General features: G+C 40.6%; 17 protein-coding genes and 1 rRNA gene. 8 read left to right on the top strand and 10 right to left on the bottom strand.

Going from position 1 to position 25,716, the window contains the following annotated elements; translation table 11 throughout:
• Positions 1-31: 31 nt before the first annotated feature.
• Positions 32-2,722 carry an ATP-binding protein gene (locus LOC50_RS14165; protein ID WP_250653398.1) on the top strand — a complete coding sequence of 897 codons (2,691 nt, stop codon included), beginning with the start codon at positions 32-34 and terminating at the stop codon, positions 2,720-2,722.
• Positions 2,723-2,844: 122 nt separating this feature from the next.
• On the top strand, positions 2,845-3,846 hold the full coding sequence (add, locus tag LOC50_RS14170; protein ID WP_250653399.1) for an adenosine deaminase: 1,002 nt from the start codon (positions 2,845-2,847) through the stop codon (positions 3,844-3,846).
• Between the two features lie 46 nt (positions 3,847-3,892).
• On the opposite strand, the gene LOC50_RS14175 is transcribed toward add, so the two are convergent.
• From LOC50_RS14175 to LOC50_RS14195, 5 genes are all read right to left on the bottom strand, one after another.
• On the bottom strand, positions 3,893-4,306 hold the full coding sequence (locus LOC50_RS14175; protein WP_013463737.1) for a CBS domain-containing protein: 414 nt from the start codon (positions 4,304-4,306) through the stop codon (positions 3,893-3,895).
• A 171-nt stretch (positions 4,307-4,477) separates the two neighbouring features.
• A complete protein-coding gene (gene fre / locus LOC50_RS14180) occupies positions 4,478-5,191 on the bottom strand; it encodes an NAD(P)H-flavin reductase (protein ID WP_069438769.1) in 714 nt (237 codons plus the stop codon).
• 86 nt (positions 5,192-5,277) lie between these two features.
• A complete protein-coding gene (gene ubiD, locus LOC50_RS14185) occupies positions 5,278-6,744 on the bottom strand; it encodes a 4-hydroxy-3-polyprenylbenzoate decarboxylase (protein ID WP_250653400.1) in 1,467 nt (488 codons plus the stop codon).
• A 71-nt stretch (positions 6,745-6,815) separates the two neighbouring features.
• On the bottom strand, positions 6,816-8,846 hold the full coding sequence (locus LOC50_RS14190; RefSeq protein WP_250653401.1) for a methyl-accepting chemotaxis protein: 2,031 nt from the start codon (positions 8,844-8,846) through the stop codon (positions 6,816-6,818).
• 67 nt (positions 8,847-8,913) lie between these two features.
• On the bottom strand, positions 8,914-9,192 hold the full coding sequence (locus LOC50_RS14195) for an MliC family protein (RefSeq protein WP_250653402.1): 279 nt from the start codon (positions 9,190-9,192) through the stop codon (positions 8,914-8,916).
• A gap of 122 nt (positions 9,193-9,314) precedes the next feature.
• Between LOC50_RS14195 and LOC50_RS14200 the strand changes: the two genes are divergently transcribed.
• Complete coding sequence (locus LOC50_RS14200) at positions 9,315-10,220, top strand: DUF808 domain-containing protein (protein ID WP_036980862.1); 906 nt, start codon at positions 9,315-9,317, stop codon at positions 10,218-10,220.
• An 82-nt stretch (positions 10,221-10,302) separates the two neighbouring features.
• Here the strand turns inward: LOC50_RS14200 and LOC50_RS14205 are convergent, their stop codons facing one another.
• Positions 10,303-11,244 carry a tetratricopeptide repeat protein gene (locus tag LOC50_RS14205; RefSeq protein ID WP_250653403.1) on the bottom strand — a complete coding sequence of 314 codons (942 nt, stop codon included), beginning with the start codon at positions 11,242-11,244 and terminating at the stop codon, positions 10,303-10,305.
• Positions 11,245-11,379: 135 nt separating this feature from the next.
• A complete protein-coding gene (locus LOC50_RS14210) occupies positions 11,380-13,455 on the bottom strand; it encodes a TonB-dependent siderophore receptor (protein ID WP_214552288.1) in 2,076 nt (691 codons plus the stop codon).
• 193 nt (positions 13,456-13,648) lie between these two features.
• Here LOC50_RS14210 and dbpA point away from each other — a divergent pair, with 193 nt between their 5' ends.
• Complete coding sequence (dbpA, locus tag LOC50_RS14215) at positions 13,649-15,037, top strand: ATP-dependent RNA helicase DbpA (protein ID WP_171034688.1); 1,389 nt, start codon at positions 13,649-13,651, stop codon at positions 15,035-15,037.
• An 8-nt stretch (positions 15,038-15,045) separates the two neighbouring features.
• Here the strand turns inward: dbpA and LOC50_RS14220 are convergent, their stop codons facing one another.
• Positions 15,046-15,627, bottom strand: a complete 582-nt coding sequence (locus LOC50_RS14220) for a DNA-J related domain-containing protein (RefSeq protein ID WP_248533581.1) — start codon at positions 15,625-15,627, stop codon at positions 15,046-15,048.
• A 170-nt stretch (positions 15,628-15,797) separates the two neighbouring features.
• Here LOC50_RS14220 and LOC50_RS14225 point away from each other — a divergent pair, with 170 nt between their 5' ends.
• Complete coding sequence (locus LOC50_RS14225) at positions 15,798-18,620, top strand: tetratricopeptide repeat protein (RefSeq protein ID WP_250653404.1); 2,823 nt, start codon at positions 15,798-15,800, stop codon at positions 18,618-18,620.
• A gap of 79 nt (positions 18,621-18,699) precedes the next feature.
• Here the strand turns inward: LOC50_RS14225 and rho are convergent, their stop codons facing one another.
• Together rho and trxA are read right to left on the bottom strand one after the other, a co-directional pair.
• Positions 18,700-19,959, bottom strand: coding sequence for a transcription termination factor Rho (gene rho, locus LOC50_RS14230; RefSeq protein WP_013463749.1), 1,260 nt, complete (start codon positions 19,957-19,959; stop codon positions 18,700-18,702).
• Positions 19,960-20,147: 188 nt separating this feature from the next.
• Complete coding sequence (trxA, locus tag LOC50_RS14235) at positions 20,148-20,474, bottom strand: thioredoxin TrxA (RefSeq protein ID WP_013463750.1); 327 nt, start codon at positions 20,472-20,474, stop codon at positions 20,148-20,150.
• A 91-nt stretch (positions 20,475-20,565) separates the two neighbouring features.
• Here trxA and rhlB point away from each other — a divergent pair, with 91 nt between their 5' ends.
• The 3 genes from rhlB (at position 20,566) to LOC50_RS14250 (ending at position 25,476) form a co-directional block, all read left to right on the top strand.
• Positions 20,566-21,843, top strand: coding sequence for an ATP-dependent RNA helicase RhlB (gene rhlB, locus LOC50_RS14240; protein ID WP_010392673.1), 1,278 nt, complete (start codon positions 20,566-20,568; stop codon positions 21,841-21,843).
• 45 nt (positions 21,844-21,888) lie between these two features.
• Positions 21,889-23,382: a guanosine-5'-triphosphate,3'-diphosphate diphosphatase gene (gene gppA / locus LOC50_RS14245; protein WP_069438777.1), complete on the top strand. Its 1,494-nt coding sequence runs from the start codon at positions 21,889-21,891 to the stop codon at positions 23,380-23,382.
• Positions 23,383-23,940: 558 nt separating this feature from the next.
• Positions 23,941-25,476 (top strand): 16S ribosomal RNA (locus LOC50_RS14250).
• The last annotated feature ends 240 nt before the right edge of the window (positions 25,477-25,716 follow it).

Consider the following 25,716-nt stretch of genomic DNA (forward strand, 5'->3'; position numbering starts at 1 on the left):
ATCAATAATTAAAAGTGCAGGAGCGAAGGCTATGAAAAATGTGTTTACACTCTCTTTTAGTCTTGCATGCGCTTATTTTTTTACTGGTTATCTTAGTAATTTATTACTCGCCGTTAACGGTTATGCGGTTGCCTCTTGGCCTCCGGCTGGTATTGCGCTGGCAAGCTTTTTACTATGGGGGCGTCGCGCTTATGCTGGCATTTTTGCCGGTGCGGTTTTTGTTAATTTAATTCACTTAGATAACTCCGCAGATATCTTAAATTGGCAAATATTAATCCAATCCCTCGGGGTTAGTTGCGCCATATTTTTTCAGGCTTGGCTTGGTGCATTCCTTATTACCAAAGTCATTAAAGCTCCCCTTAATTTATCTTCTTTAAAACTTAGTATTCAAAGCTTGGTGATTGGTGGGCCGCTATGTTGTGTCATAGCTGCTGGAGCAGGAACTAGTCTACTTGTTTTAAATCATTTTATTAGCACATCTAATGTCATCAGTACCTTTATTACTTGGTGGATAGGTGACTCAATTGGGGTGCTGATTTTTACCCCGTTAGTACTGGCTATATTTAACTATTCGCAGTTGCGTCATCGGCTACAAGTTATTGTTCCTGCATTACTTATTTATGCGATTATTAGTATTAGTTTTTATGGTGCAGCGAGTGTAAAAAAACAAAAAGACACTCAAAAACAAGAAACGGAAGTGCTTGCGACTCAAAGCGCTATAAATCAAAAGTTAGATGAGATCATTGCACATCTATCTTTATTAAGTGGTTTTTTAGCAAATAGTGAAGACGTTAGTTTTAGTGAGTTTACGCAGTTTACGGCTAAACAATTAAGCTACAGTGAAGAAATACTCGCTTTTAAATGGGTTCCTGCTATTACTGATGATTCTCGTGCCGAGTATCAATCATGGATTGAGCAAGTTGATAGCGAAAACCCGTTTATCAAACAAAAATCAGCGAATGGGCAATGGCAAAAAGCCCCCTATCGAGAGTTGTATTACCCTGTAAAATATATAAATCCACTTAGGGGTATGAAAGATATTGTTGGGTTTGATTTAGGTTCAAACGAGCAAGTGCGTACAGCACTCACTAAATCTAAAGTACTTAATGAATTGGTGATCAGTGAACCGACAGCACTGATACCGAATAACGATGAATTAAGTGTACTCTTTATGTATCCCGTTTTTGGAAATGTGGTAACAGAAGGCGATTTTAAAGGATTTGTTGTTGCCGTGGTTAGCTTAGCTAAACTTTCTAAGTCGCTGTCGTTTGACTCTAATGAGCGTATTGCGATTAGTTTTTTTGATATTAATAATACTGAAAAACAGCAGGCACTTTATATTGCAGAGCATCATTCTATGGTGTTACTAAAAAAATATCAGTTGTTAATTGGTCAGCGAATGTGGCGCGTTGAGCTGCATCAACCCGTTTTAAAATCATCGTGGTTAATATACTGGCTGGCGCAAATAGTGGGTATGTTATTTGTGTGGTTGTTGATTATATTTTTGATCTCTGTGACGGCTACCAATATTCGAATTCGCGAACAAGTGGCAAAGCAAACACTCACGCTACGCCAAGAAAAACAAAAGGCCGATGAAGCCAGTGCTATAAAAAGTCAGTTTTTAGCCAACATGAGCCATGAAATACGTACGCCAATAAATGGCATAAAGGGTATGCACTATCTAGCGCTACAACAACAGGATTGGCAGCAAGCAAAAGGCTATATAGAGCAAGCTGATGGTGCTCTAAGTGTATTATTAAGAGTGTTAAACGATGTACTCGATTTTTCTAAAATGGAAGCCGGTAAACTTGAGTTAATGCAAGAGCCTGTGAACCTCAAACAATTAGCCGAGGACATCGTCGGTTTAATGCAATTTGAGGTGGAGAGTAAATCGCTTTCTTTAAAATTAGAGTATGACAGCGATGCGCATTTAACTCTCAATACCGATCCTATTCGTTTAAAGCAAATTCTGCTTAATTTATTAAATAATGCAGTAAAATTTACCGCAAAGGGCTGTATTACGTTAAAGATTTGGCAATCATCAAAAATGACATACTTTAGCGTTAACGATACCGGGATTGGCATTAGCTCTGCAGCTCAAAAACAGCTTTTTAAACCCTTTTCTCAAGCCGATAGCTCAACGTCGCGTCAGTACGGTGGTACTGGTTTAGGTTTGAGTATTTGTAAAAAATTGGTCGAATTGATGGGAGGGGCTATTGATTTAAAAAGCAGTGAGGGGCATGGATCTACGTTTACTTTTAGCTTACCAGTTCATTCATCGCTGCCAAAAGCCAAATACAGTGCTGATGCTTTATCAAAAATTGATGTCAGTAATATTTCTTTAGAAAAATATCAATTACTTATAGTGGAAGACAACCCATTAAACCAACATGTTGTAAGTGCTATTTTAGAAACTAAACACGGTATTGCTGATATCGCAAAAGATGGCTTAGAAGCGATTGCGATGCTTAGCGAAAAAAACTACGATCTAGTATTTATGGATATTCAAATGCCTAATATGGATGGTTTACAAGCAACAAAAGTGATTCGTAATGAGTTAGGTTTTATTGATTTACCTATTATTGGTTTATCCGCCAACGCTCACGAACAAGACGCTCAAAAAGCGATTGCCTCTGGAATGGATAGCTACATGACCAAGCCTATTGAAGCTGATGAGCTATTTAAAACGCTTTGGTATTATTTATCTCGCTTAGATAAGTAACACGTATTTTTGTACAAAAGGCAGACATAAGGCCTCCAAGCGCCATTTTAAATATTCTACACTTGAAATATTAATGTACCTGCGTATCATTCGCGCAATTTTAATTCAACCGAGTAGCTACTATGATTAATAGAAAAATACCTTTGCTAGATATTCACCGTCACTTAGATGGGAATGTACGCGCGCAAACCATATTAGAACTTGGTCGTCAGTTTAATATAGCTTTACCAGCAGATAATGTTGAGGCACTTATTCCTCATGTTCAGGTTATTGATCCTGAGCCAAACCTAATGGCATTTTTACAAAAGCTTGATTGGGGGGTCACGGTACTGGGTGATTATGATGCTTGTAGACGAATTGCGATAGAAAACATTGAAGATGCACAAGCGCAAGGCCTTGATTACGTAGAACTACGTTTTAGCCCTTACTACATGGCACAAAGCCAAGGTTTACATCCTCAGGGCGTTGTTGAAGCTGTGGTCGATGGTATTAAAAGTGCAACAAAAGATGCTGATATTAAAGCAAACTTAATTGGTATTTTGTCTCGTACTTATGGTGTTAAAACCTGTCAACACGAGCTGGATGCTTTACTTGCTTTTAAAAATGATTTGGTCGCGGTTGATTTAGCCGGTGACGAAATTGGTTACCCTGGCGAGCTGTTTGTTGATCACTTTAAACAAGTACGTGATGCGTATTTAGCGGTTACCGTGCATGCTGGCGAAGCATTGGGTGCTGCCAGTATTTGGCAAGCATTAAACGAGCTTGGTGCAAGCAGAATAGGGCATGGCGTTAAAGCGATTGAAGACTCAACGCTAATGGATTATTTACGTGATAACCGTATTGGTATTGAATCGTGCTTAACCAGCAATATTCAAACCAGCACAGTCAATGACTTAACTAAGCATCCGCTTAAACAGTTTTTAGATCATGGCATTTTGGCCAGCATTAATACCGATGATCCGGCTGTTGAAGGGATTGAAATTGAGTACGAATATGCAACTGCAGCGCCACAAGCTGGTTTATCGCAAGCTGATATGGAAAAAGCGCAAGCCAATGCACTTGAAATGGCGTATTTAAGTGATGCAGATAAACAGGCACTCAAAACCAAAGTCGCACAGCGTTAATCACCCATACGATTAAAAATGCCACTGTTTACAGTGGCATTTTTGTTTATATGTGAGTTTGACAGCTAACGTAGTTATCATAAAGTGCTTTTAAAATATCGGCACGGCTGATCATGCCAACTACAACGTCACCATCAACCACGGGATAATTCTTTGGCTTACCAGGTTGCATTTGTTCTGCTAATTCCATGATATTGGTATCACCGCTGACCGTCACAACTTCTGTTTGCATCAACTGCGACACTTTTACCATACCGTCACAAAAATAACTGCTTTGCATTAGGGGTTTAAGTAGCTCTTGCTCAGAGATAAAACCTACTAGCAACTTGTTATCGTCAAATACTGGGGCACCAAGCAATTTAAATTTTTGTAGTTCTGCAATGGCGGTCGTCATTTCTGTATTAGGGGTAATATGAGGCAACTTGTGTTGCATAAAATCTTTTACTTTTGTATTTAGCATTTAGGTTTCTCCCGCTGAATGTTCTATACAAAGTATGGTTTATAGATTGGATTTTAGGAAATTGTTTATGTTGATGAGTTTAATAGGTAATAACAATCATCGCAGCGGTAATGGCGGGTAATAAAAACAATTAAGACACCCTAAGGTGCCTTAAAAATAATCTGCTATCTTTTACTTTATAAAAGCAAATGCATCTGCGTACATGTTTTCGCGAATGGCTCCGTGGCTAATAAAGTCATCGCGCACTATGCCTATCATGTCAAAACGACCTGCCATGTAAATATCGTAAGGTTCAAGCGAGATGATATCGTCCATTACCGCTTTATGCACATAACCAGTATGGCCAGTCCAGCTGTCAGTAGGATTTTCTACCACAGGAATAAATTCGAAGTGCTTATGGCTATCTGCCCAAGCTTTCATTTCGGTGTGTGCATACAGCGCAGACTCTTCTTTAACACCCCAATAAAATAGCACTGGGCGCTGACAGTTTATTTCAGCAAGGTGATCGGCCATTGATTTTGCGTAAGAGAAGCCTGTGCCGCCAGCAAGTAAAATAATGGGGCGCTCGCACTGCAAACGTAGTTGAGAAACACCTAAGCCCGCTTCAATAGTCACGGTTTGATTATTATTGTGGGCACTACGAAGGTGCTCTAGCGATTGCATAGCATATGAGTCAGCAACTGAAGCACCAATATGTAATTCTAAAGCATCCGTTTGTGAAGGACGGCTTGCAATTGAAAACGCACGTTTATCTTTTTCACCTAAAACCAATTGTAAATATTGGCCAGCTTCAAATGTGACGGGTTGCTGCGGCTTTAAAATAACTTTATGAACAAATTCTGTTAGTGGACTGATAGAAACAACGTCAGCGTGTAATGTTTGCATGTTTTACCTTAAATTAGCGGATACGCACTTTATTTGAGCAATAGTAGCATATCCGCAGGGTGAGTTTATAGCCTAGACCAAAGTCGTTAAAGAATACCTAGACTATCCCAAAGTTCATCAACGCGATCTTTAGTGGCTTGATCCATAACAATAGGTTCGCCCCACTCACGGGTTGTTTCGCCAGGCCATTTGTTGGTTGCATCCATGCCCATTTTTGAACCAAGGCCAGAGACAGGCGATGCAAAGTCTAAATAGTCTATTGGCGTGTTTTCAATTAACGTGGTGTCGCGTGCAGGATCCATGCGGGTAGTAATAGCCCATATTACATCGTTCCAATCTCGGGCGTTAATGTCATCATCGCAGACAATAACAAATTTAGTGTACATAAACTGTCGTAGGAATGACCAAACCCCCATCATTACGCGCTTGGCATGCCCTGGGTATTGTTTTTTCATGGTAACCACGGCCATACGATACGAACAACCTTCTGGCGGTAAATAAAAATCGACAATTTCTGGAAATTGTTTTTGTAAAATTGGTACGAATACCTCGTTTAAAGCCACCCCTAAAATAGCTGGCTCATCAGGCGGACGGCCCGTAAAGGTACTGTGATAAATAGGGTCTTTACGATGAGTAATATGAGTGACCGTCATAACGGGAAAGTCATCGACTTCATTATAGTAACCCGTATGGTCGCCATAGGGGCCTTCAGGTGCCATTTCTCCCGGCATAATATGCCCTTCAAGCACGATTTCTGCACTGGCCGGTACTTGTAAATCATTCGAAATAGACTTAACCACTTCCGTTTTACTGCCACGCAATAAACCGGCAAAAGCATATTCGCTTAATGTATCGGGGACCGGAGTAACCGCCCCTAAAATTGTGGCAGGATCTGCCCCTAATGCCACTGATACCGGATACGGCTCACCAGGGTGTTCTTTGCACCACTCTTGAAAATCAAGCGCGCCACCACGATGAGATAACCAACGCATAATAATTTTATTTTTGCTAAGTAACTGCTGGCGATAAATCCCTAAATTTTGACGCTTTTTATAAGGCCCTTTGGTAACGGTTAAACCCCAAGTAATTAAAGGCGCAGCATCACCAGGCCAGCAATGCTGAATAGGAAGCTTGGTTAAATCAACATCGTCACCTTGTAAAATAACTTGTTGGCACGGTGCTTTTTTTACTTCTTTGGCTGGCATATTAAGGACTTGCTTAAATACCGGAATTTGTCCAAGGGCTTCTTTAATGCCTTTTGGTGGCTCTGGCTCTTTTAAAAATGCCAATAACTTACCAACTTCTCGTAATTCACTGACATCTTCTTGGCCCATACCCATTGCTACACGCTTAGGTGTACCAAATAAGTTAGCTAGAACAGGCATGTCATACCCTTTCGGGTTTTCAAATAATAAAGCGGGGCCTTTAGCACGCAGTGTGCGATCGGCAATTTCGGTCATCTCAAGATACGGGTCGATTTCTTGGCTGATGCGTTTTAATTCGCCTCGTTTTTCAAGTAAATCGATAAAATCGCGTAGATCTTTGTATTTCATTGTGGGCCGTTACTTAGCAAAAAGTTAAAAGTATTATACCCAGTTCATGCAAGCCAAGTCATTACTTGCACTTAAAACTTAAAGCGCTCTACCGCATCTTTTAAAGAGTGTGCAAGTTGGTTAACATCTTCACTTTCGCTTGCTAGGGTCGTCGCATTGTCGGCATTTAAGGTGGCATGATCGGTTACCTTAGCCATTATTTGTTGGATATCAGTGCTGTTTGCAAGTTGTTCATGCGATGCATGGGCAATGTCTTTGCTCATTGCATTGACCGATACTAACGTGCTTTTGATACGCTCAACGGCTGCATTTAGTTCAGTACTGTTTTCAACACAATGCTTGGCTTGTTGTTGACCATCATTTATTTCAGCTTGGGTAGTCTGAGTATGTTGTTGTAGTGTGTTGATCATGGTGGTTATTTCGCTAGTGGAGCTTTGTGTTCGTGCTGCAAGCGAACGCACTTCATCGGCCACTACGGCAAATCCTCGACCATGTTCACCGGCTCTTGCTGCTTCAATGGCCGCATTAAGCGCTAGCAAATTAGTTTGCTCTGCAATACTGCTAATCGTATCAACAATAGCGCCAATCAGTTGGGTGTATTGCGCAAGCTCCTCGGTGCTGGTGACGGCTTTATCTAAGCGGCTTAAAAGAGATTCAATACTTTGGCTATTGTTGTTTGCAATGTCATTGACATCATTTGCAAACTGCGAGGCATTTGTTATTTCATTTGAGGTACTCTGCGCTTGTTTGTAAACGGCTTGTGAGCTTTGTAGCATACGTTGCGCTAATGAGGTTGCTTGTGCGCTGCGCTCCAGCTGTTGCTTAGCAACGATGGTCATTTGCTGCCCTTTTTCACTGGTTTGAATGGCTGAGTTATCGAGTTCGTAGGCGTCGTTACTGATCCCTTTTATTAGGTGAGTTAAATCATCACAAAGCTTATTGGTATTATGCAGTAGGGTACCAAATTCGTCTTTACTTAGAGGATTACTACGCTGTGAAAAGTCACCTGAGGCTATGCGTGCGAGTTCTTTATTTACCTTTTTAAGTGGTTTTAGCATGGCGTTAGTAGTAAACACTGAAATAATAACCAGCAAAACAATTAAAACAAAAGCAATAATAATAACTAAGCTAGAGCCGGTATTGATTGCTGACTTAGCGCTCTCTTGCAGGGAGTCAAAGCGCGTGTCTGCAAGTTTATTAAGCTCAATTAGCTGATTTTCTATAATGATAAAGGCATGTTGAAAACTTTCAAACCGCTGATCAACCTTGTCTTTGCTATCGAGTACAGTGTTCTGCAATGCATACAGCCCATCAGGGCTATTTAATAGGCTGCTTAAATCGTTAAACGCCGCTATTAACTCATTGGCGTTGAGCTTATTTGTAATAGGAGAGGCTTGTTGCTCTAAATAACTAAGATTAGATTGAATATTATCGAGTAAAAAAGAAGTGTCTTGTTGGTGGGCATTGATATCTTCTGAGGTGGTTACTTGCCCAATGCCTTTGACATTATTGTTTAGAGTAAATAATAAATCATCAATTCGAGTCGCTGTGCCAAAGACTGCATTTAAAAGCGATTGCTGGTTGCCTGCTACGTTTATGAGCTCTATATCAAGTAATTGGTTACTCAGATCGCGTAGCTGTTCATTAAAGGTAACTGTCAGTGCTGCGGCGGTACTTTGTGCCTTAAAGCGTTGCTCTTTTACTGCAAGCATGTCGTTGCTTATTGTATTTAGTTTAGTGAAGTCATTATGAATAGTAACAAGTAATGTTTGCATACTTTGTTGTTTGGCAACTTGCGCTTTTAGCGTCTCTAATTTATTAAAAAACTGTGTTTGCTCTGCGTGTGCTTGCTTTTTATTTTGCAGTAGTAAATCAAGTTTAGTTTGGCTGTAAGCAATGGCATTAAATTTAGTAATTGAAAGTAGCGATAAACGCAGGTCTTTACTTGCTTGCTGTACCGGAACCGCTAACGTTTCTATGCGCGAGTTAGTGGTACTGATTTGATGGAGTGACCAGTAAAAAAATATGCAGCTGGTGAGCATTAATAGGCCAATAGCTGAAAAGGCTAAAATTATTTTATGTTTTATAGCGATAGAATGCATAACTTTATCAACAGTATTAAGACTTTTGTTAGTGTAGCAAGTTTTTTAATATGTTGTTAGTTAGTGGTTAATTGCTTGTGCATTGATATTTTTTACCGTTAATTATTAGCATAGCTTGCTCGCCCTTACTCCAAAACAGTACCTTGGTATTAATATATTTGCTACCAGAGGCACTCACCTCATGAGTTAATAAATAATCATGCTTATTAAAGCGGAGCGTCGCCTGTTTGTTGCTAATAATATTCAGCTGTGCAGCGGTGTTATCGCACATGTAGTTTGTTGTAATGGGTTGCTCATTGCATGCAACCAGGGCTATTAAAGTAATAGTAATGGCGTAGTGTTTCATTAGGTTGTGTTTTACTTATTTGGTCGCTTGGTTAATTAAGAGCTTAGCAAAGCTAAATTAACCGTTGGTGAAAATAAGGCTTTACGTTATGTTTAAGCTCTTATTTTTAGCTAGGGAATATCATGGCTGGCACTAACCTCTTAACATTACTTGATGATATAACGACCTTACTTGATGATATTGCGACCATGAGTAAAGTCGCGACTAAAAAAACGGCAGGCGTACTAGGAGATGACTTGGCGCTCAATGCGCAGCAAGTTACAGGGGTCACTGCCGATAGAGAGCTGCCGGTAGTATGGGCAGTGGCAAAAGGGTCTTTTTTAAATAAAGCGATATTAGTCCCTGCTGCGTTATTAATTAGTGTGTGGTTGCCTTGGCTAATTACACCACTTTTAATGATGGGTGGCTTATTTTTATGTTTTGAAGGCGCTGAAAAAGTATTTGCTCGCTTTTTACCTCACCATGAGGAAACGATAGATGATGATGAAAAGTTAGATTTAGTTGAATATGAAAGGCAAAAAGTAAAAGGTGCTATTCGTACTGACTTTATTCTTTCTGCTGAAATTATTGTAATTACCTTAGGGACTGTGGCTGGGGCTACATTAATGAATCAAGCACTGGTGCTAAGTGTTATTGCCATCATCATGACAATTGGTGTTTATGGATTGGTAGCTGGAATTGTAAAACTTGATGACGCGGGATTGTATTTACTTAACCAATCCAAGGTGTCGGCCAATAAGTTTAAAGAGCTGATCGGTAAAGGCTTATTAGCAGCAGCGCCAAGGCTTATGCAATTTTTAGCCTTTGCCGGCACTGTGGCCATGTTTTTAGTCGGTGGCGGCATTTTATCCCACGGTATTGAGCTACTACATCATTGGCAATTAGAAGTAATAACCATAGGTAAGTCGTTATTAAATGGCACCGGCGAAATATTAGCCCCTCTTATATTTGACGGATTACTAGGGGTAGTAGCGGGGCTATGCATTGTTATTCTGCATTTAGCTTATACAAAAATATTTAAAAAATAACTACTGTGCGAATTTTTAGACTGCGCTTTGTTTTATATTTTCATCAAAGCGCACACTATTAATTATTTAACTACAGCTTAGGTTATTTACATTGGCTATTGTCACAAAGCTGTTTTAGCTCATATTTCGCTTTGCTATTACCTTGCGCTATTGCTTGCTCGTACCAATACTTTGCTGTTTTTACATTTTTAGTTACGCCTTGCCCATCTCGATACATTTGCGCAAGATTTAGCTGCCCCCATTGCGAGCCGGCATTTGCGGCAAGCTTAAAGCTTTCAGCGGCTTCTTTATACTGTCCATTTTTAAAGTAGGTAATCCCTTGTTGGTTATTTTTGTCGAGCTTTAAACCTTTATATAGCGGTTTAGGTTTTGGCGGAAACATTACAAAACCACCATATAAACTGTTTGCTGAGGGGCGTAGTACGTCGTAAATCACCCCGTCGTTATAGAGTCTTATAACTTCGCTACGAGGCAAAGTAATTTTGTCAGTTGAGAAATAACCGTTTTGCACTAATAAGCTAGTACGCATTGCTGTCGTAATGCCGTTGTTACGTTTATAGCTGTAGTTACTTACCTGAAAAGTTATAAACTGCTCATCAAAACTTAAAACCTGCGCAATTTTTAAGTTGGTCAGTGTCCATGGCTCATGAGTAAATTTATCGGCGTGTACTAAATACGTGTCGTACGCTTTAGGGGTAGTTAAGTAGTGTTGCTTTTGCGCTTGCGCTGCAGCGTGTTGTTGGTAAAAAAACAGCCCCACCCATAACGCTAAAAACACTCCTATAAAGTATTTAGGTAGAGTGACAATTTCAAAAATAGGTAACTGCTTTAGCTTTGCAGGCGCATTATAGCCACATTGATAGCATTCGTATTTATAGCTTAGCGCTAAAGGTAAAACAGGAATAACCGTAAAGCGTAAAAAGCGACTTTGGTTTATCAGATGATAGGCGCGGCTATGGCAATTGGGGCAGCACTGCGTTTGTGCAAAATAAGGAAATGACTGACTCGTATTGAAAAGCAACATAATAAGGCTCCTTGTTAATTTACAACTTTAGAGCAAGTGATAAATTAGTAAAGCAGCAAACTGTAAGTAATTATGTCATAAAGGATTGGTTTATAAAGCCCATACTTTTTGATATGGGCTTTATAGAGAATCAGCTTAGAAGCTAAATTGTGCGGCTAAACGCACGCTTGTGCCTTCACCTACGGTAACGTTATTTAAACCGCCGCCGACTAGGTAGTTTTTATCGAATAAGTTCTCAATATTTAAACGTAAGTTAATATCATTGTTATTTAAGTTAAGCTTGTAGGTTGCGCCAATATCAACACGAGTATAACCCTCTTTTGTTACGGTATTAGCGTTATCAGCAAAACGCTCTCCTTCGTAGAACGCACCTGCATTAAAAGCAACAGCGTCATTGAGTTCATAACGTGTCCATAAAGAGGCAGACCATTTTGGAGCATCAGTAGGGCGTTTGCCCTCTAATTTTTCATCACGCTCATAGTTAGCATCTAAATACATGGTTGATGCCATAACAAATAAACGGTCAGTTGCAGCACCTTGAGCAGCAAGCTCAAAGCCTTTATGGCGTTGCTCACCTGCCTGCGTGGTAATGCTCGTTATATCACCGATAGGGTTAACAAGATCTTCGCTCACTAAGGTGCCTGTTTTGCTAATATCAAATAAGGCACCGCTAAGCATTAATCGATCATCAAACAGTTGCCATTTTACCCCAATTTCCTTTTGCTCAGAGGTAATAGCATCGAGCTTCATACCGTTATTAACATCTTTTTCATTTACTAATGTTTCGTTTTGCGGCTCAAACCCTTCTGAGTAACTTGCATAAACAGTTGCAGAGGCATTTGGATGATAAAGTACACCAACTTTAGGTACGAACGATTCGTTATTGCTGTTTTCTTTACTTTGTTTATCGTAACGACCACCCAGTGATAGTTGCCATTCTGGTGAGAATGAAATTAAATCTTGGATATAAATCCCGTAGTAGTCGTAAGCAGATGAGCTAATAGTGTCATCTGATTTGTAACTTATATTAGGGCGATTAGGCTCATTTTGACCGGCAGAAAAATTAATCGTATCAGCAGATGTGCGTAATTGGCCGTAGTAATAATCCAGTGAGTTAGCACCTACAAGTAATTGATGATGTACACCCAAGGTTTCAAATTCGCCAATGAAGTCAATAAAAGCAGTTTTAAACTGCCAATCATCAAAGCGATCGTAAGGACGTGACTGGTAACTATCACCTTCGATAAAGTCACTTGGCTTACGTGGTGCTGACTCAAAGCGCTGACGTTCAAACGTTTGCTCATTGTAGCCTAAATTAACTTGCCAGTTATCGGTTAAAAATACTTTGAAATCAATACCCATGTTTTCAACAGTAATGTCGGTAAAGGCCCATGACATATCACGAATTGTTTTGTCATCACCAATAATGTTGGCATCATTATCTATCCAAGCGCCAGTATCTAAGCCTGCTTTGTCATCGGTACGGTCATAATGAACACGAACAAGTGCGTTGTCGCCAATATCGTAATCTACAACTAAGGCACCTAAAAAGCGGTCACGCTCACGGTTTTCACCGTTTTGATATTCACGCCAATATTCAACGTCTTGTTTTACTAATATACCACGAGCACGTAAATCTTCAGCCTCGGTGAGTGCGCCGCCAGCATCAAGCATAAAGCGGGTTGAACCATGTTGGTCAACATCGGCACTGGCACTAAATAACGTTTGTGCAGTTGGCTTTTTAGTTACCATGTTAACTAGGCCACCGGGACCTGATTGCCCATACAAAATACTTGAAGGGCCTTTAATAACTTCTACTTGCTCTAAAATTTCAATGGGTTGTTGGTAATGAGACCAATGCTGATGGCCATCACGCAGGTAGCCGGTTGATGAGCTTAATTGAAAGCCACGTAAGTTAAATACTTCTCTATTTCGTTGTTTAGACCCTGCAGTTAAACTGGCATCATTGGTCAATACTTCACCAAGAGTGGTTGCTAGTTGCTCATTTACGATAGTGTCAGTGATTACGGTAACTGACTGAGCGGTTTCGAGTAATGAGGTAGATGTTCTCATTGCCCCACTGGCATTATCTACTTTGTAGTCGTTGAAGTAACTACCTTTAACTTCAATGCGCTCTATATTTGCGGTGTTGGCAAATACATTTGCAGAGGTACAGGCTAAAAGAGCGATAAAAAGAGGATTAAGTTTCATTAGTAGCTTCCGGCTTAGAATTATTAGAATAGTAAAACGTCGCAGATCTTAATGAAAACAACTATCATTTGCAATGTCTTTATTGCAGTTTTTAATCGTTCGTTGCTAATGGTTGCCAATTGTTAATTCTGCTATTATTAGCCACATATTAATTGAGACTTTTCTCAAGTTATTTTTTGCTATGGAATTTACTGTGACTGCAACTGCTTTTTCATCGTTGGCCTTACCTTCAGGGTTAGTTGATAATTTATCAACGCTCGGCTACACCCAAATGACGCCTGTACAGGCGCAAAGCCTACCGCCTATTTTAAGTGGCAAAGATATTATTGCCCAAGCCAAAACAGGCTCAGGTAAAACAGCGGCATTTAGTTTAGGCGTTTTAGCCAAGCTAAATGTAAAACGCTTTCGTATTCAGTCGCTAGTATTATGCCCAACTCGTGAGCTTGCAGAGCAAGTGGCGGTTGAGATGCGTAAACTAGCGCGTGGTATTCATAACATTAAGATTTTAACTTTGTGTGGTGGAGTTTCAATTGGGCCACAAATTGGCTCACTCGAACATGGTGCACATATTATTGTGGGTACACCGGGGCGAGTTGATGATCATATTCGCAAAGGTACATTGCGTTTAGATGATGTTGAAACGTTAGTACTTGATGAAGCCGACCAAATGCTTGATATGGGCTTTCAAGATACTCTTGATGCCATAATTGATCGCATTCCAACCAATCGTCAAACGTTGTTATTTAGCGCTACTTTTCCAAAATCAATCGAAGCCATTGCTAAGCGTGTACTAAGTAATCCAGAAATGATTAAAGTAGAAGAGCAGCAAGAAAAAAGCACGATTAAACAATACTTCTACAAAATGGATAATAATAAACAGCGTTATCCAACGCTTAAGCTGTTACTTCTTAAATTTACCCCGCAAAGCTGTGTGGTGTTTTGTAATACCAAGGTTGAAACGCAGCAAGTATGTGATGATTTAGCCGATGAAGGCTTTAGTGCGGTGGCACTGCATGGTGATTTAGAGCAGCGTGACCGTGAGCGTACACTGATTCATTTTGCGAATAAGAGTGCGTCTATTTTAGTGGCTACCGATGTAGCTGCACGAGGCTTAGATATTGATGACATGGACATGGTGATTAACTATCACTTAGCTCACGATCCACAAACTCATGTACATCGTGTTGGCCGTACAGGACGAGCAGGTAAAAAAGGGATTGCGTGTTCTATTTATGGTGAGGCAGAGCAATTTAAAGTAGCGCAAATTGGTGACCACTATGAGCGTGACTTTACTCCTGAGCCAATGCCATCTTATAACCTATTAGATAAGCCGCCATACAAACCTGAAATGGTGACGCTGATGATAGATGCAGGCAAAAAGCAAAAAGTGCGCGCGGGTGATATTTTAGGGGCATTAACAGGTAAAGATGGTATAGCAGGGCGCCAAGTTGGTAAAATCAACGTACTTGATAACGTGGCATTTGTTGCGGTAGAGCGTAACTCATCTAAACCAGCGTTACGCAAATTAACCGAAGGTAATATTAAAGGACGTAAAATCCGTGCGCGTCGCCTAACGCGTTAATTCTCGATCTAAAATGAGCAGCTCGCCTTGAGTTGCTCATACTCTATTTTTAATTGTTTAAACACTTCATTATCACCCCCTTGTTTATCTGGATGATGCTGTACTGCAAGTTGTCGCCAACGCTTTTGTAATGTTTTTAAGGTAATTGGTTGTACTAATTGCCAGCGAGCGATTAATTGCTGATGTAGCTGAGCACTTAAAGGCGCTTCATGTTGTTTAGGCTTACTGAAACGTTGCCAAAAGCTGTCTAATAATGCGTTAATTTCTGCTGTTGATGTTTCAAAGTTTTGCCAGTTTAAGTAGTAGTCACGCAGCGGATCGTTTGGGTGAAGTTGGTTTTGGCGAGGGTCGCTCACCAGTTCAATGTGTAAACTTTCAATCAGTAGCTGCTGTTTTGGCATGACTTGCTGCTGTAATTGATAAAGTGCATTCATAATTAAAAAATTATGTTTAAATAAATCACGCTCGGGATCAGCAGCTAAGGTATCAAGTAACCCACGTTCTTTTAGTTCCGATGCTAAAGTATGAACCATCCACACTTTTTTATTGATTAATAGTTCAAAAATCTCATCTATCAGTGGGTTAAACATTGTTTACAATCTATTAATTGGTGTATCTTTAACAAATTATCATACACCTAAGTAACATTAAACCCCAAGGAGTGGGCGTGAATGCCTGTTTTATATTCGTCTAAATTAGATGTTTACATATTGTTTGGCTGTCATTTTATTATGGCTAGCAAGGATTAAAGGATATTTTTATGCTGACTCGGTTAAAGCGCATCTGCTTTATTGTTCTTTTGGTTGTACTGAGTGGTGCATCAAACGACGCTTTATCCAATGAGCAGACAAGTTTGTTTGAGCAGTTCGATCTTGAGCAAACATGGACTAAAAAGCACCGCCTTGCAACAGACATATTAGCTAACCCTGATCTTCCAAACTTAAAACGCGTGACCATTTACAGTGACTTAGCGGAGCTGGCGTTTACACAGAGTGATTTAGCTAACGCACTAAAGTATTTTAAATTACTAGAGGCGAATAGCACCCTTAAAGAACAGCCAAAACTTTATTTTCGTGCAATTAAAATGCAAGGCGTGGTGCTTTATTATCAAGGGTTAGTGCAACAAGCGGTCGTTGATTATAATCGCGCGTTAAACATTGCCGTTCCCCTTAAAAGCCCGATTAAACAGGCTAACTTACTCAGTAATATTGGGCTCGCTTACTTTGATATGTATAACATGGAGCTAGCCCTCGATTATTATCAGCAAGCCAAAGTCATTTATGAAAAAGTGGGGAGCGCACAAGATAAAGCCGATATATTACATAATATTGCCGGTATTTATATTCGTCTCTCTCGCTATGAGTCCGCGCTTGAGATGTATCGTGAGGTTTTAAAAGTTTTTCAAGAGCTTGGTGATGACGATGGCGTTGCACAGGTATACGGTAACATGGGTGTGGCGTACACTGAATCAAGGCAGTACCAGTTAGCGTTGCATTACAACCAATTAGCTTTGCGCTACTATCAAAGTGTTAATAACGCCTTTCAGCTTTCGACTAAGCACGCCAATTTAGCAACAATTAACCTTAAATTAAATAAATTTGATGTCGCGTTATATCATGCTAATGCAGGGCAGCAGTTTGCACTTGAGGCTGATAATAAGTCGTTACTAGCGGCTGCTTTACACGTGTTATCGACTGTTCAATTTGTGCAAGGCGATACAGAAAATGCCAAAGAAACCTCAGAGCGTTCAATTACGCTTGCCAAAGAGTATAATAATGGCATGCGCATAAAAGACGGTTTGGGGATTGAAGCGCTGATCCATGCTAGCTTAGGGGATTATGAAAAAGCGTTAAGTTTGCATCAACAGTATGTTGATTATCAGCGCAGTGTTAATACCGAAGAAGCCTCAAAAGCGGTCAGTCAATTTCAAATTCAGTTTGAATCAAATCAGCTAAACCAAGAAATTAAACAATTAAAACAGCAACAATACTTACAAGAATTACAAATAGCTAAACGTTCACAGCTGATGTTCTTATTGATGATTGTTGCCATATTGATTTTAATTACAGTAATTGCTGTTTATAAACGCCGAACAGAAAAACAAGCGAAGTTAAAGCTGAGTGATCAAGTTGAACAGCGCACCAAAGAGCTGCAAAGTGTGGCGCAAGAACTGCGTGAAGCTAACGAGGTTAAAAGCCAGTTTTTAGCAAATATAAGCCATGAAATTAGAACGCCATTAACCGCTATTTTGGCGCAAACAGATAATCTTATTAGTGGTCAGTACAAGGCTGAGCAATTACAAGATGAGCTTAGGGTAATACAACGACAAAGTGAGCATTTAAGAAGCCTGATCAATGATGTGCTTGATTTAAGTAAAATCGAAGCAAACAGGCTAGAGCTTAACATTAGCTGTTTTGATATGGTGCGATTGATCAACGATGTTCATGCTATGTTTTCTCCACAAGCTAAAGCGAAAGGCTTGTCACTGATATTAGAGAGTCAGTTAGGTGATACCTATTTTACGCGGCTAGATTTAACTCGAGTAAAACAAATACTTATTAATTTATGCGCCAATGCCATTAAGTTTACTCATAAGGGGCACGTAACAATTGCTGTTAGCAAAACGGATCAAGGGCTGCTCTTTTGTATTCAAGATACTGGAATTGGTATGAGATCCTCACAGCTTAAGCTTATTTTTGAATGCTTTAGTCAAGCAGATAACAGCATTAGCCGACGTTTTGGCGGTACCGGTTTGGGCTTGAGTTTGTCGCAGCAGTTAGCAGCGATGATGGGTGGCTATATTAGCGTGCAGAGTGAGTTTAAAAAGGGCAGTGAGTTTTCGTTCTATTTGCCTTGTATACAAGTTGAAGAGCAAGTTTGCCACGATGATATGCAGGCTAAATCGGGTGAGGGGCATAGGTTGTTATCCGGTAAGGTGGTGCTTGCTGAGGATCACAGTGATAACCGCAAACTGATCAGTCGTTATTTACACTCCCTAGGACTTGAAGTGATTGCCGTTGAAAATGGTGAGCAAGCCGTAGAGCAAAGTTTAAAGTTGTATCCGGATTTGGTGCTTTTAGATATTCAAATGCCCGTTATGGATGGTATTTCTGCGTTTGAACTACTCAAACAATGTGGCTATGAGCAGCCTATTTTAGCGTTAACGGCCAATGCCATGAGCCACGAGATTGACCACTACTTATCACTTGGTTTTAGCGATTATTTAGCAAAACCAATAGACAAAGAATCTTTTTACACTGTTTTAGCTAAATACTTAAGCTCAGCAAATGAGGATTTATCGACAGAAAGTATCCATGTAGATATGAGTGATTTAGTAGCGAGTTTTAAACAAAGCCTGATTACAGAAAGTGAGCTAATTGAACAGCATTTTAAAGTTGGAGATTATAAATCGTTGCAAAAAGATAGCCACCGAGTTTTAGGTGCGGCACAAATGTTTGAGTTTAAAGAGATAGCATTAGTGGCAAAAGCACTAGATGATGAATTACTTCAGTCACAAATTAACACTCAAAAGTTAACAACATTAGTAAATGACTTGCTGGTACTGCTTAAGCAATACAGATAAGCTGATTTACTCTAAAAATAAAAAAGACACCATCTGGTGTCTTTTTTATTTAAAAACATTTAGTTAACCAGCGTTCAGATTACTGACGTTTCATCGAATCAAAAAACTCATCGTTGGTTTTACTCATTGATAGTTTATCGATTAAAAATTCCATGGCATCAATTTCTGACATGTCATGGACTATCTTACGTAAAATCCACAGCTTTTGGAGCTCATCAGGCTTAGTAAGTAACTCTTCACGACGCGTACCAGAACGGTTAAAGTCGATAGCTGGGAATACACGTTTTTCCGCAATTTTACGGTTAAGGTGTAGTTCCATGTTACCCGTACCCTTAAACTCTTCGTAAATAACTTCATCCATTTTAGAGCCGGTATCAATAAGCGCAGTCGCAATAATTGTTAAGCTACCGCCTTCTTCAACGTTACGTGCTGCACCAAAGAAACGTTTAGGCTTATGTAATGCATTAGCATCTACACCACCGGTCAATACTTTACCTGATGATGGAATAACGGTGTTGTAAGCACGTGCTAAACGTGTGATTGAATCAAGTAAAATCACCACGTCTTTTTTGTGCTCAACTAAGCGCTTTGCTTTTTCGATAACCATTTCAGCAACCTGTACATGGCGAGATGCTGGTTCATCGAATGTTGATGCAATAACTTCACCTTTTACTAGGCGTTGCATCTCAGTCACTTCTTCCGGACGTTCATCAATAAGTAAAACCATTAATGTAACATCAGGGTGGTTATGTGTGATTGATTGCGCAATATTTTGTAGCAACATGGTTTTACCCGCTTTTGGCGGTGCTACTAATAAACCACGTTGGCCGCGGCCAATGGGTGACGCTAAATCAAGAACTCGTGCGGTAATATCTTCTTTACTGCCGTTACCACGTTCCATACGAAAACGTTCGTTTGCATGTAGTGGTGTCAGGTTTTCAAAAAGTATTTTAGTGCGAGAGTTTTCAGGTTTATCAAAATTAACTTCGTTTACTTTAAGTAAAGCAAAGTAACGCTCACCATCTTTTGGCGGACGAATAAGACCTGAAATAGAGTCGCCAGTACGCATACTAAAACGGCGAATTTGGCTTGGAGATACATAAATATCATCTGGGCCAGCTAAGTAAGAAGCTTCTGATGATCTTAAAAAGCCAAAACCATCTTGCAAAATTTCTAATACACCACCGCCGAAAATATTCTCTCCGCCTTTGGCGTGGGATTTAAGAATAGCAAAAATAATGTCTTGCTTTCTTAAGCGGGCTACGTTTTCGAGCCCCATGGACTCAGCTAAGTTTACAAGCTCTTTTATAGACTTGTCTTTTAATTCGCGTAAATGCATATTGGTGGGTTCTTTATTACAGTTGTCATACTCAAAATCGCTTTATTAGATCGTTGAGTGAGGTTTGTTGAATATAACTAAGGATTAGTTGGCTTTATAAACTAGCAGGTCATTACTGCAGCGTCCAGTACTTCTGTAAAATAAATAATAAAAAAAGGGCTGAGCGCCCTTTTTTTATAAATTTACACTTAGATGTTGTTTTCTAAAAACTCAACTAATTGTGTTTTTGATAATGCGCCTACTTTAGTTGCAGCCACTTGACCATCTTTGAAAAGTAGTAGTGTAGGAATACCACGAATACCAAATTTAGGTGGAGTACCTGCGTTTTGGTCAATGTTTAATTTAGTAATCGTTACACGGCCATCAAATTCCTCAGCAACTTCGCTTAGAATTGGGGCGATCATTTTGCACGGTCCGCACCATTCAGCCCAAAAGTCTACTAGTACAGGTTTGTCTGATTGTAATACGTCAGCTTCAAAGCTATCGTCGGTAATTTGGATTATTTTCTCGCTCATTGCGCTCTCCGGTTTAGTTAGGCGAAATATTTAGTGCGTATTTAAACACTCTTGTTTCTTATTGCAAGTTTAAACGTTATGCTTAAACGCTATGACTAAGACACATTTGACCGATAAAAAGTTTTCAGACTTTGCTATTGCACCGGAAGTGGTTGCCGGGTTAACCGAAAGTGGGTTTGAATATTGCACACCCATTCAAGCTAAATGCCTACCGTTTATTTGTGAAGGGCGCGATATTGCGGGCCAAGCACAAACAGGTACAGGCAAAACGTTGGCGTTTTTAACCGCCACATGCCACCGGTTATTACAATCTAGCAAAGCACCTAGTAAACATCCAAGAGCCCTGATCATGGCCCCAACTCGGGAGCTTGCGATTCAGATACACAAAGATGCAAAAATTTTAGCGCCGCACTGTAATCTTAACTTAGGTTTAGTATATGGTGGCGAAGATTACGAAAAACAACGTGCACAACTAGAAAAAGGCGTTGATATTTTAATTGGTACTACAGGTCGCCTAATAGATCTGTACAAGCAAGGCTGTTACACCCTTAATGAAATTGAGGTAGTCGTGCTAGATGAAGCCGATCGTATGTTCGATTTAGGCTTTATTAAAGATATCCGTTATATGTTCCGTCGTATGCCGGATACATCAGAACGTTTAAACTTATTATTCTCTGCCACACTGTCGTATCGTGTACAAGAGCTTGCATTTGAACATATGACAAACCCAGAGCATGTGCAAATAGAACCCGATGTAAAAACGGGTAAACGTATTCAAGAAGAGCTATTTCATCCTTCACAAGAAGATAAAATTAAGCTGTTGTTAACCCTGATTGAAGAAGAATGGCCCGAGAAAGCCATTGTTTTTGCAAACACCAAACACAGCTGTGAAACTGTGTATGCATGGTTAAAAGCAGATGGACATCGAGTGGGTATGCTCACCGGTGATGTAAACCAAAAGAAACGTCAATCAATACTCGCGCAATTTAGTAAAGGCGAGCTAGACTTTTTAGTAGCTACCGATGTTGCTGCGCGTGGTTTACATATTCCAGAAGTAAGTCATGTATTTAACTTTGACTTACCTGATGATTGCGAAGATTACGTTCATCGTATTGGTCGTACAGCTCGTGCAGGCGCTTCGGGTCATGCAATTAGCTTTGCGTGTGAGCAATATGCTTATAACCTTCATGAAATTGAAGAATACATCGAGCACAGCATCCCTTTATCGCATTACGATAAAAGTGCATTGCTAGATGATTTGACTAAGCCGACTATTCACAGAAAACGTAATTTTTCTACCGGTCCACGTAATCGTAGTAATAACAACGGACGTCGCCCAAATAATGGTTACCAAAAAGGACGGTCTTAACCGACCGTTAGTTTGATAGTATTCGTAACTAGAGGTTTTTGAACGGTGGGGCAACTTAAACCGCAAAAAAATGTATATGCAGTCATTGATTTGGGCTCAAATAGCTTTCATATGCTTATTGCCAAATCAGTGGCGGGTGGCTTGCAAACAATAGGTCGCGTCAAACGCAAAGTAAGACTCGCCGCTGGGCTTGATGATAATAATCTATTGAGCTTAGAGGCTATGCAACGAGGCTGGGAGTGTTTGGCCTTGTTTGCGGAACGTTTGCAAGATATTCCCAAGAAAAACATCACCATTGTTGCCACTGCAACACTTCGTTTAGCAACCAACGCCGACGACTTTAAATTACGTGCTGAAAAAATATTAGGCCATAAAGTTAATGTTATTAGTGGTGAGCTAGAAGCGCGAACTATTTACAAAGGAGTTGCGCACACTTCTTCATGTGCGGGCAAACAGCTAGTTATTGATATTGGTGGTGCGAGTACTGAAGTGGTGATCGGACAAGGCTTTGAAGCACGTCACTATAAAAGTCTTAATATAGGGTGTGTTACTTACCTTGAACGCTACTTTAAAGATTGCCAGTTAAATGAAGCAAACTTTAATACTGCTATTAAAGCCGCGCGTGCTGTTATTGATGAAATAGCGCCTGAGTATAAAACGGCTGGTTGGCAACTTGCCTCTGGTGCGTCAGGGACCGTACAAGCTATTCAAGAAATCATGGTGGCACAAAATTTAAATGAAATGCTCACCCTTGAAAAGCTATACACCATTAAGCAACAATCTATTGCTTATGAGACTATCGCTGAACTCGACTTGCCAGGGTTAAGTGAAGAGCGACGTTTAGTGTTTGTATCTGGGCTGGCTATCTTAATTGCACTGTTTGAGTCACTAGAAATAGAACAAATGGGATTAGCGGGTGGCGCGCTTCGTGAAGGTGTTTTATATAGCATGCTACCGGAGCTACACAATACCGACATTCGCCAACGTACTATTGATGGTTTTATGAATCGTTATCATGTGGATCAAAAGCAAGCATCTAGAGTATCAAGTTTAGCAGTACTGTTAGCTAATGAAGTCAGTCATTATTGGCCGATTGAAGCACAAAACGGATTACCGCTTTTGAATGCTGTCGCGCAGCTTCATGAAATAGGTTTACTAATAGAGTATAAGCAGTACCACAAACATACCGCTTATATCTTAGAAAATACCGATATGCCCGGTTTTTCACAATCAGAGCATAAAGTAATTGTTGCTATAGCTAATAGTCATCGCTGGGACCTTCAAAAGGGATGCTTAGATCATTTAGGTGCACATAGTATTGTTGCCGCGTATATGGTTCGACTATTACGTATCGCTGTTATTCTATCAATGCGCCGACAAGATGATGTGTTGCCAAACTTTAAGATAACAGCTGAGAATGAAGAGTTAGTGATTCAATTTGAAAATAATTGGTTAAAAAATCACCCGTTGATGGCAAGTGAGCTAAATCAAGAGATTAAGTATCAGAAAAAATGCGGTTGGAAACTTAAAGTAAGCTAATTAAGTCGACCTTTGCGGAGTTTTTAGTGGTTAAAATGAGCGTTTAGTCTAAATATCCAGCGAACAGTCATTTATTTCAGGTTTTCTTCAAAAAAGGGTTGATCTGTTTTCGGATCTCCCTATAATGCGACCCCACTGAGACGGCAGAGGGCAACGCATAACGAGGCACGAGCTACTCAGTGAGTCGAGTAAAACTTAGTTCTGAAAACTTTCAAGTTTAACAAAATTAAGTGTTGACAAAAAAATAGGAAAGCGTAATATGCGCAGCCCTAGCGAGATAAAGTTTAACGATTTAATCGCAACGTTCTTTAACAATATAAAGCAATCATCTGTGTGGGTACTCGTACAGATTGAGTTCTAACAGCCAAGCTACTTCGTTCTTTATTGAGCAAGTAACGAGGCAAGCAAATTTAGAGTCTCAATGTGATTTCTCGAAAGAGAAACTGAGTGACCAACAGAATAGTTACTTTTAGTAATTATTCAGCACAGTCAATTCAATATCGAAAGATATTAAATAAATTCAGAATTCATTGAGCTGTCGAAAGACATAAAACTTTTTAATTGAAGAGTTTGATCATGGCTCAGATTGAACGCTGGCGGCAGGCCTAACACATGCAAGTCGAGCGGTAACAGAAAGTAGCTTGCTACTTTGCTGACGAGCGGCGGACGGGTGAGTAATGCTTGGGAACATGCCTTGAGGTGGGGGACAACAGTTGGAAACGACTGCTAATACCGCATAATGTCTACGGACCAAAGGGGGCTTCGGCTCTCGCCTTTAGATTGGCCCAAGTGGGATTAGCTAGTTGGTGAGGTAATGGCTCACCAAGGCGACGATCCCTAGCTGGTTTGAGAGGATGATCAGCCACACTGGGACTGAGACACGGCCCAGACTCCTACGGGAGGCAGCAGTGGGGAATATTGCACAATGGGCGCAAGCCTGATGCAGCCATGCCGCGTGTGTGAAGAAGGCCTTCGGGTTGTAAAGCACTTTCAGTCAGGAGGAAAGGGATGTAGTTAATACCTGCATCCTGTGACGTTACTGACAGAAGAAGCACCGGCTAACTCCGTGCCAGCAGCCGCGGTAATACGGAGGGTGCGAGCGTTAATCGGAATTACTGGGCGTAAAGCGTACGCAGGCGGTTTGTTAAGCGAGATGTGAAAGCCCCGGGCTCAACCTGGGAACTGCATTTCGAACTGGCAAACTAGAGTGTGATAGAGGGTGGTAGAATTTCAGGTGTAGCGGTGAAATGCGTAGAGATCTGAAGGAATACCGATGGCGAAGGCAGCCACCTGGGTCAACACTGACGCTCATGTACGAAAGCGTGGGGAGCAAACAGGATTAGATACCCTGGTAGTCCACGCCGTAAACGATGTCTACTAGAAGCTCGGAACCTCGGTTCTGTTTTTCAAAGCTAACGCATTAAGTAGACCGCCTGGGGAGTACGGCCGCAAGGTTAAAACTCAAATGAATTGACGGGGGCCCGCACAAGCGGTGGAGCATGTGGTTTAATTCGATGCAACGCGAAGAACCTTACCTACACTTGACATACAGAGAACTTACCAGAGATGGTTTGGTGCCTTCGGGAACTCTGATACAGGTGCTGCATGGCTGTCGTCAGCTCGTGTTGTGAGATGTTGGGTTAAGTCCCGCAACGAGCGCAACCCCTATCCTTAGTTGCTAGCAGGTAATGCTGAGAACTCTAAGGAGACTGCCGGTGATAAACCGGAGGAAGGTGGGGACGACGTCAAGTCATCATGGCCCTTACGTGTAGGGCTACACACGTGCTACAATGGCGCATACAGAGTGCTGCGAACTCGCGAGGGTAAGCGAATCACTTAAAGTGCGTCGTAGTCCGGATTGGAGTCTGCAACTCGACTCCATGAAGTCGGAATCGCTAGTAATCGCGTATCAGAATGACGCGGTGAATACGTTCCCGGGCCTTGTACACACCGCCCGTCACACCATGGGAGTGGGTTGCTCCAGAAGTAGATAGTCTAACCCTCGGGAGGACGTTTACCACGGAGTGATTCATGACTGGGGTGAAGTCGTAACAAGGTAGCCCTAGGGGAACCTGGGGCTGGATCACCTCCTTATACGATTTAGAACTTATTTGTTCGTAGTGTCCACACAGATGATTGTTAGTTAGTTTTACCCTTTGGGTTAACTGATTAATATGCTCTTTAAAAATTTGGAAAAGCTGATAATAAAATTCGTATAAATAACATTGTTATTTGTACAGAGTTTTCAAAAGTAAAAAAGAATGATAGCAGTATCATTCAGTGCCAATTTAATCATTTATGATTAATTGGTATCTACTTTAGTATTCAATATTA

Origin of the sequence: Pseudoalteromonas sp. SCSIO 43095 (assembly GCF_023650455.1) — a bacterium.
Lineage (GTDB): Bacteria > Pseudomonadota > Gammaproteobacteria > Enterobacterales > Alteromonadaceae > Pseudoalteromonas > Pseudoalteromonas tetraodonis.

Coding starts and splice junctions, on each gene's coding strand:
- LOC50_RS14165 (WP_250653398.1), top strand. CDS start 32: ATGAAAAATGTGTTTACACTCTCTTTTAGTCTTGCATGCGCTTATTTT.
- add (WP_250653399.1), top strand. CDS start 2,845: ATGATTAATAGAAAAATACCTTTGCTAGATATTCACCGTCACTTAGAT.
- LOC50_RS14175 (WP_013463737.1), bottom strand. CDS start 4,306: ATGCTAAATACAAAAGTAAAAGATTTTATGCAACACAAGTTGCCTCAT.
- fre (WP_069438769.1), bottom strand. CDS start 5,191: ATGCAAACATTACACGCTGACGTTGTTTCTATCAGTCCACTAACAGAA.
- ubiD (WP_250653400.1), bottom strand. CDS start 6,744: ATGAAATACAAAGATCTACGCGATTTTATCGATTTACTTGAAAAACGA.
- LOC50_RS14190 (WP_250653401.1), bottom strand. CDS start 8,846: ATGCATTCTATCGCTATAAAACATAAAATAATTTTAGCCTTTTCAGCT.
- LOC50_RS14195 (WP_250653402.1), bottom strand. CDS start 9,192: ATGAAACACTACGCCATTACTATTACTTTAATAGCCCTGGTTGCATGC.
- LOC50_RS14200 (WP_036980862.1), top strand. CDS start 9,315: ATGGCTGGCACTAACCTCTTAACATTACTTGATGATATAACGACCTTA.
- LOC50_RS14205 (WP_250653403.1), bottom strand. CDS start 11,244: ATGTTGCTTTTCAATACGAGTCAGTCATTTCCTTATTTTGCACAAACG.
- LOC50_RS14210 (WP_214552288.1), bottom strand. CDS start 13,455: ATGAAACTTAATCCTCTTTTTATCGCTCTTTTAGCCTGTACCTCTGCA.
- LOC50_RS14220 (WP_248533581.1), bottom strand. CDS start 15,627: ATGTTTAACCCACTGATAGATGAGATTTTTGAACTATTAATCAATAAA.
- LOC50_RS14225 (WP_250653404.1), top strand. CDS start 15,798: ATGCTGACTCGGTTAAAGCGCATCTGCTTTATTGTTCTTTTGGTTGTA.
- rho (WP_013463749.1), bottom strand. CDS start 19,959: ATGCATTTACGCGAATTAAAAGACAAGTCTATAAAAGAGCTTGTAAAC.
- trxA (WP_013463750.1), bottom strand. CDS start 20,474: ATGAGCGAGAAAATAATCCAAATTACCGACGATAGCTTTGAAGCTGAC.
- rhlB (WP_010392673.1), top strand. CDS start 20,566: ATGACTAAGACACATTTGACCGATAAAAAGTTTTCAGACTTTGCTATT.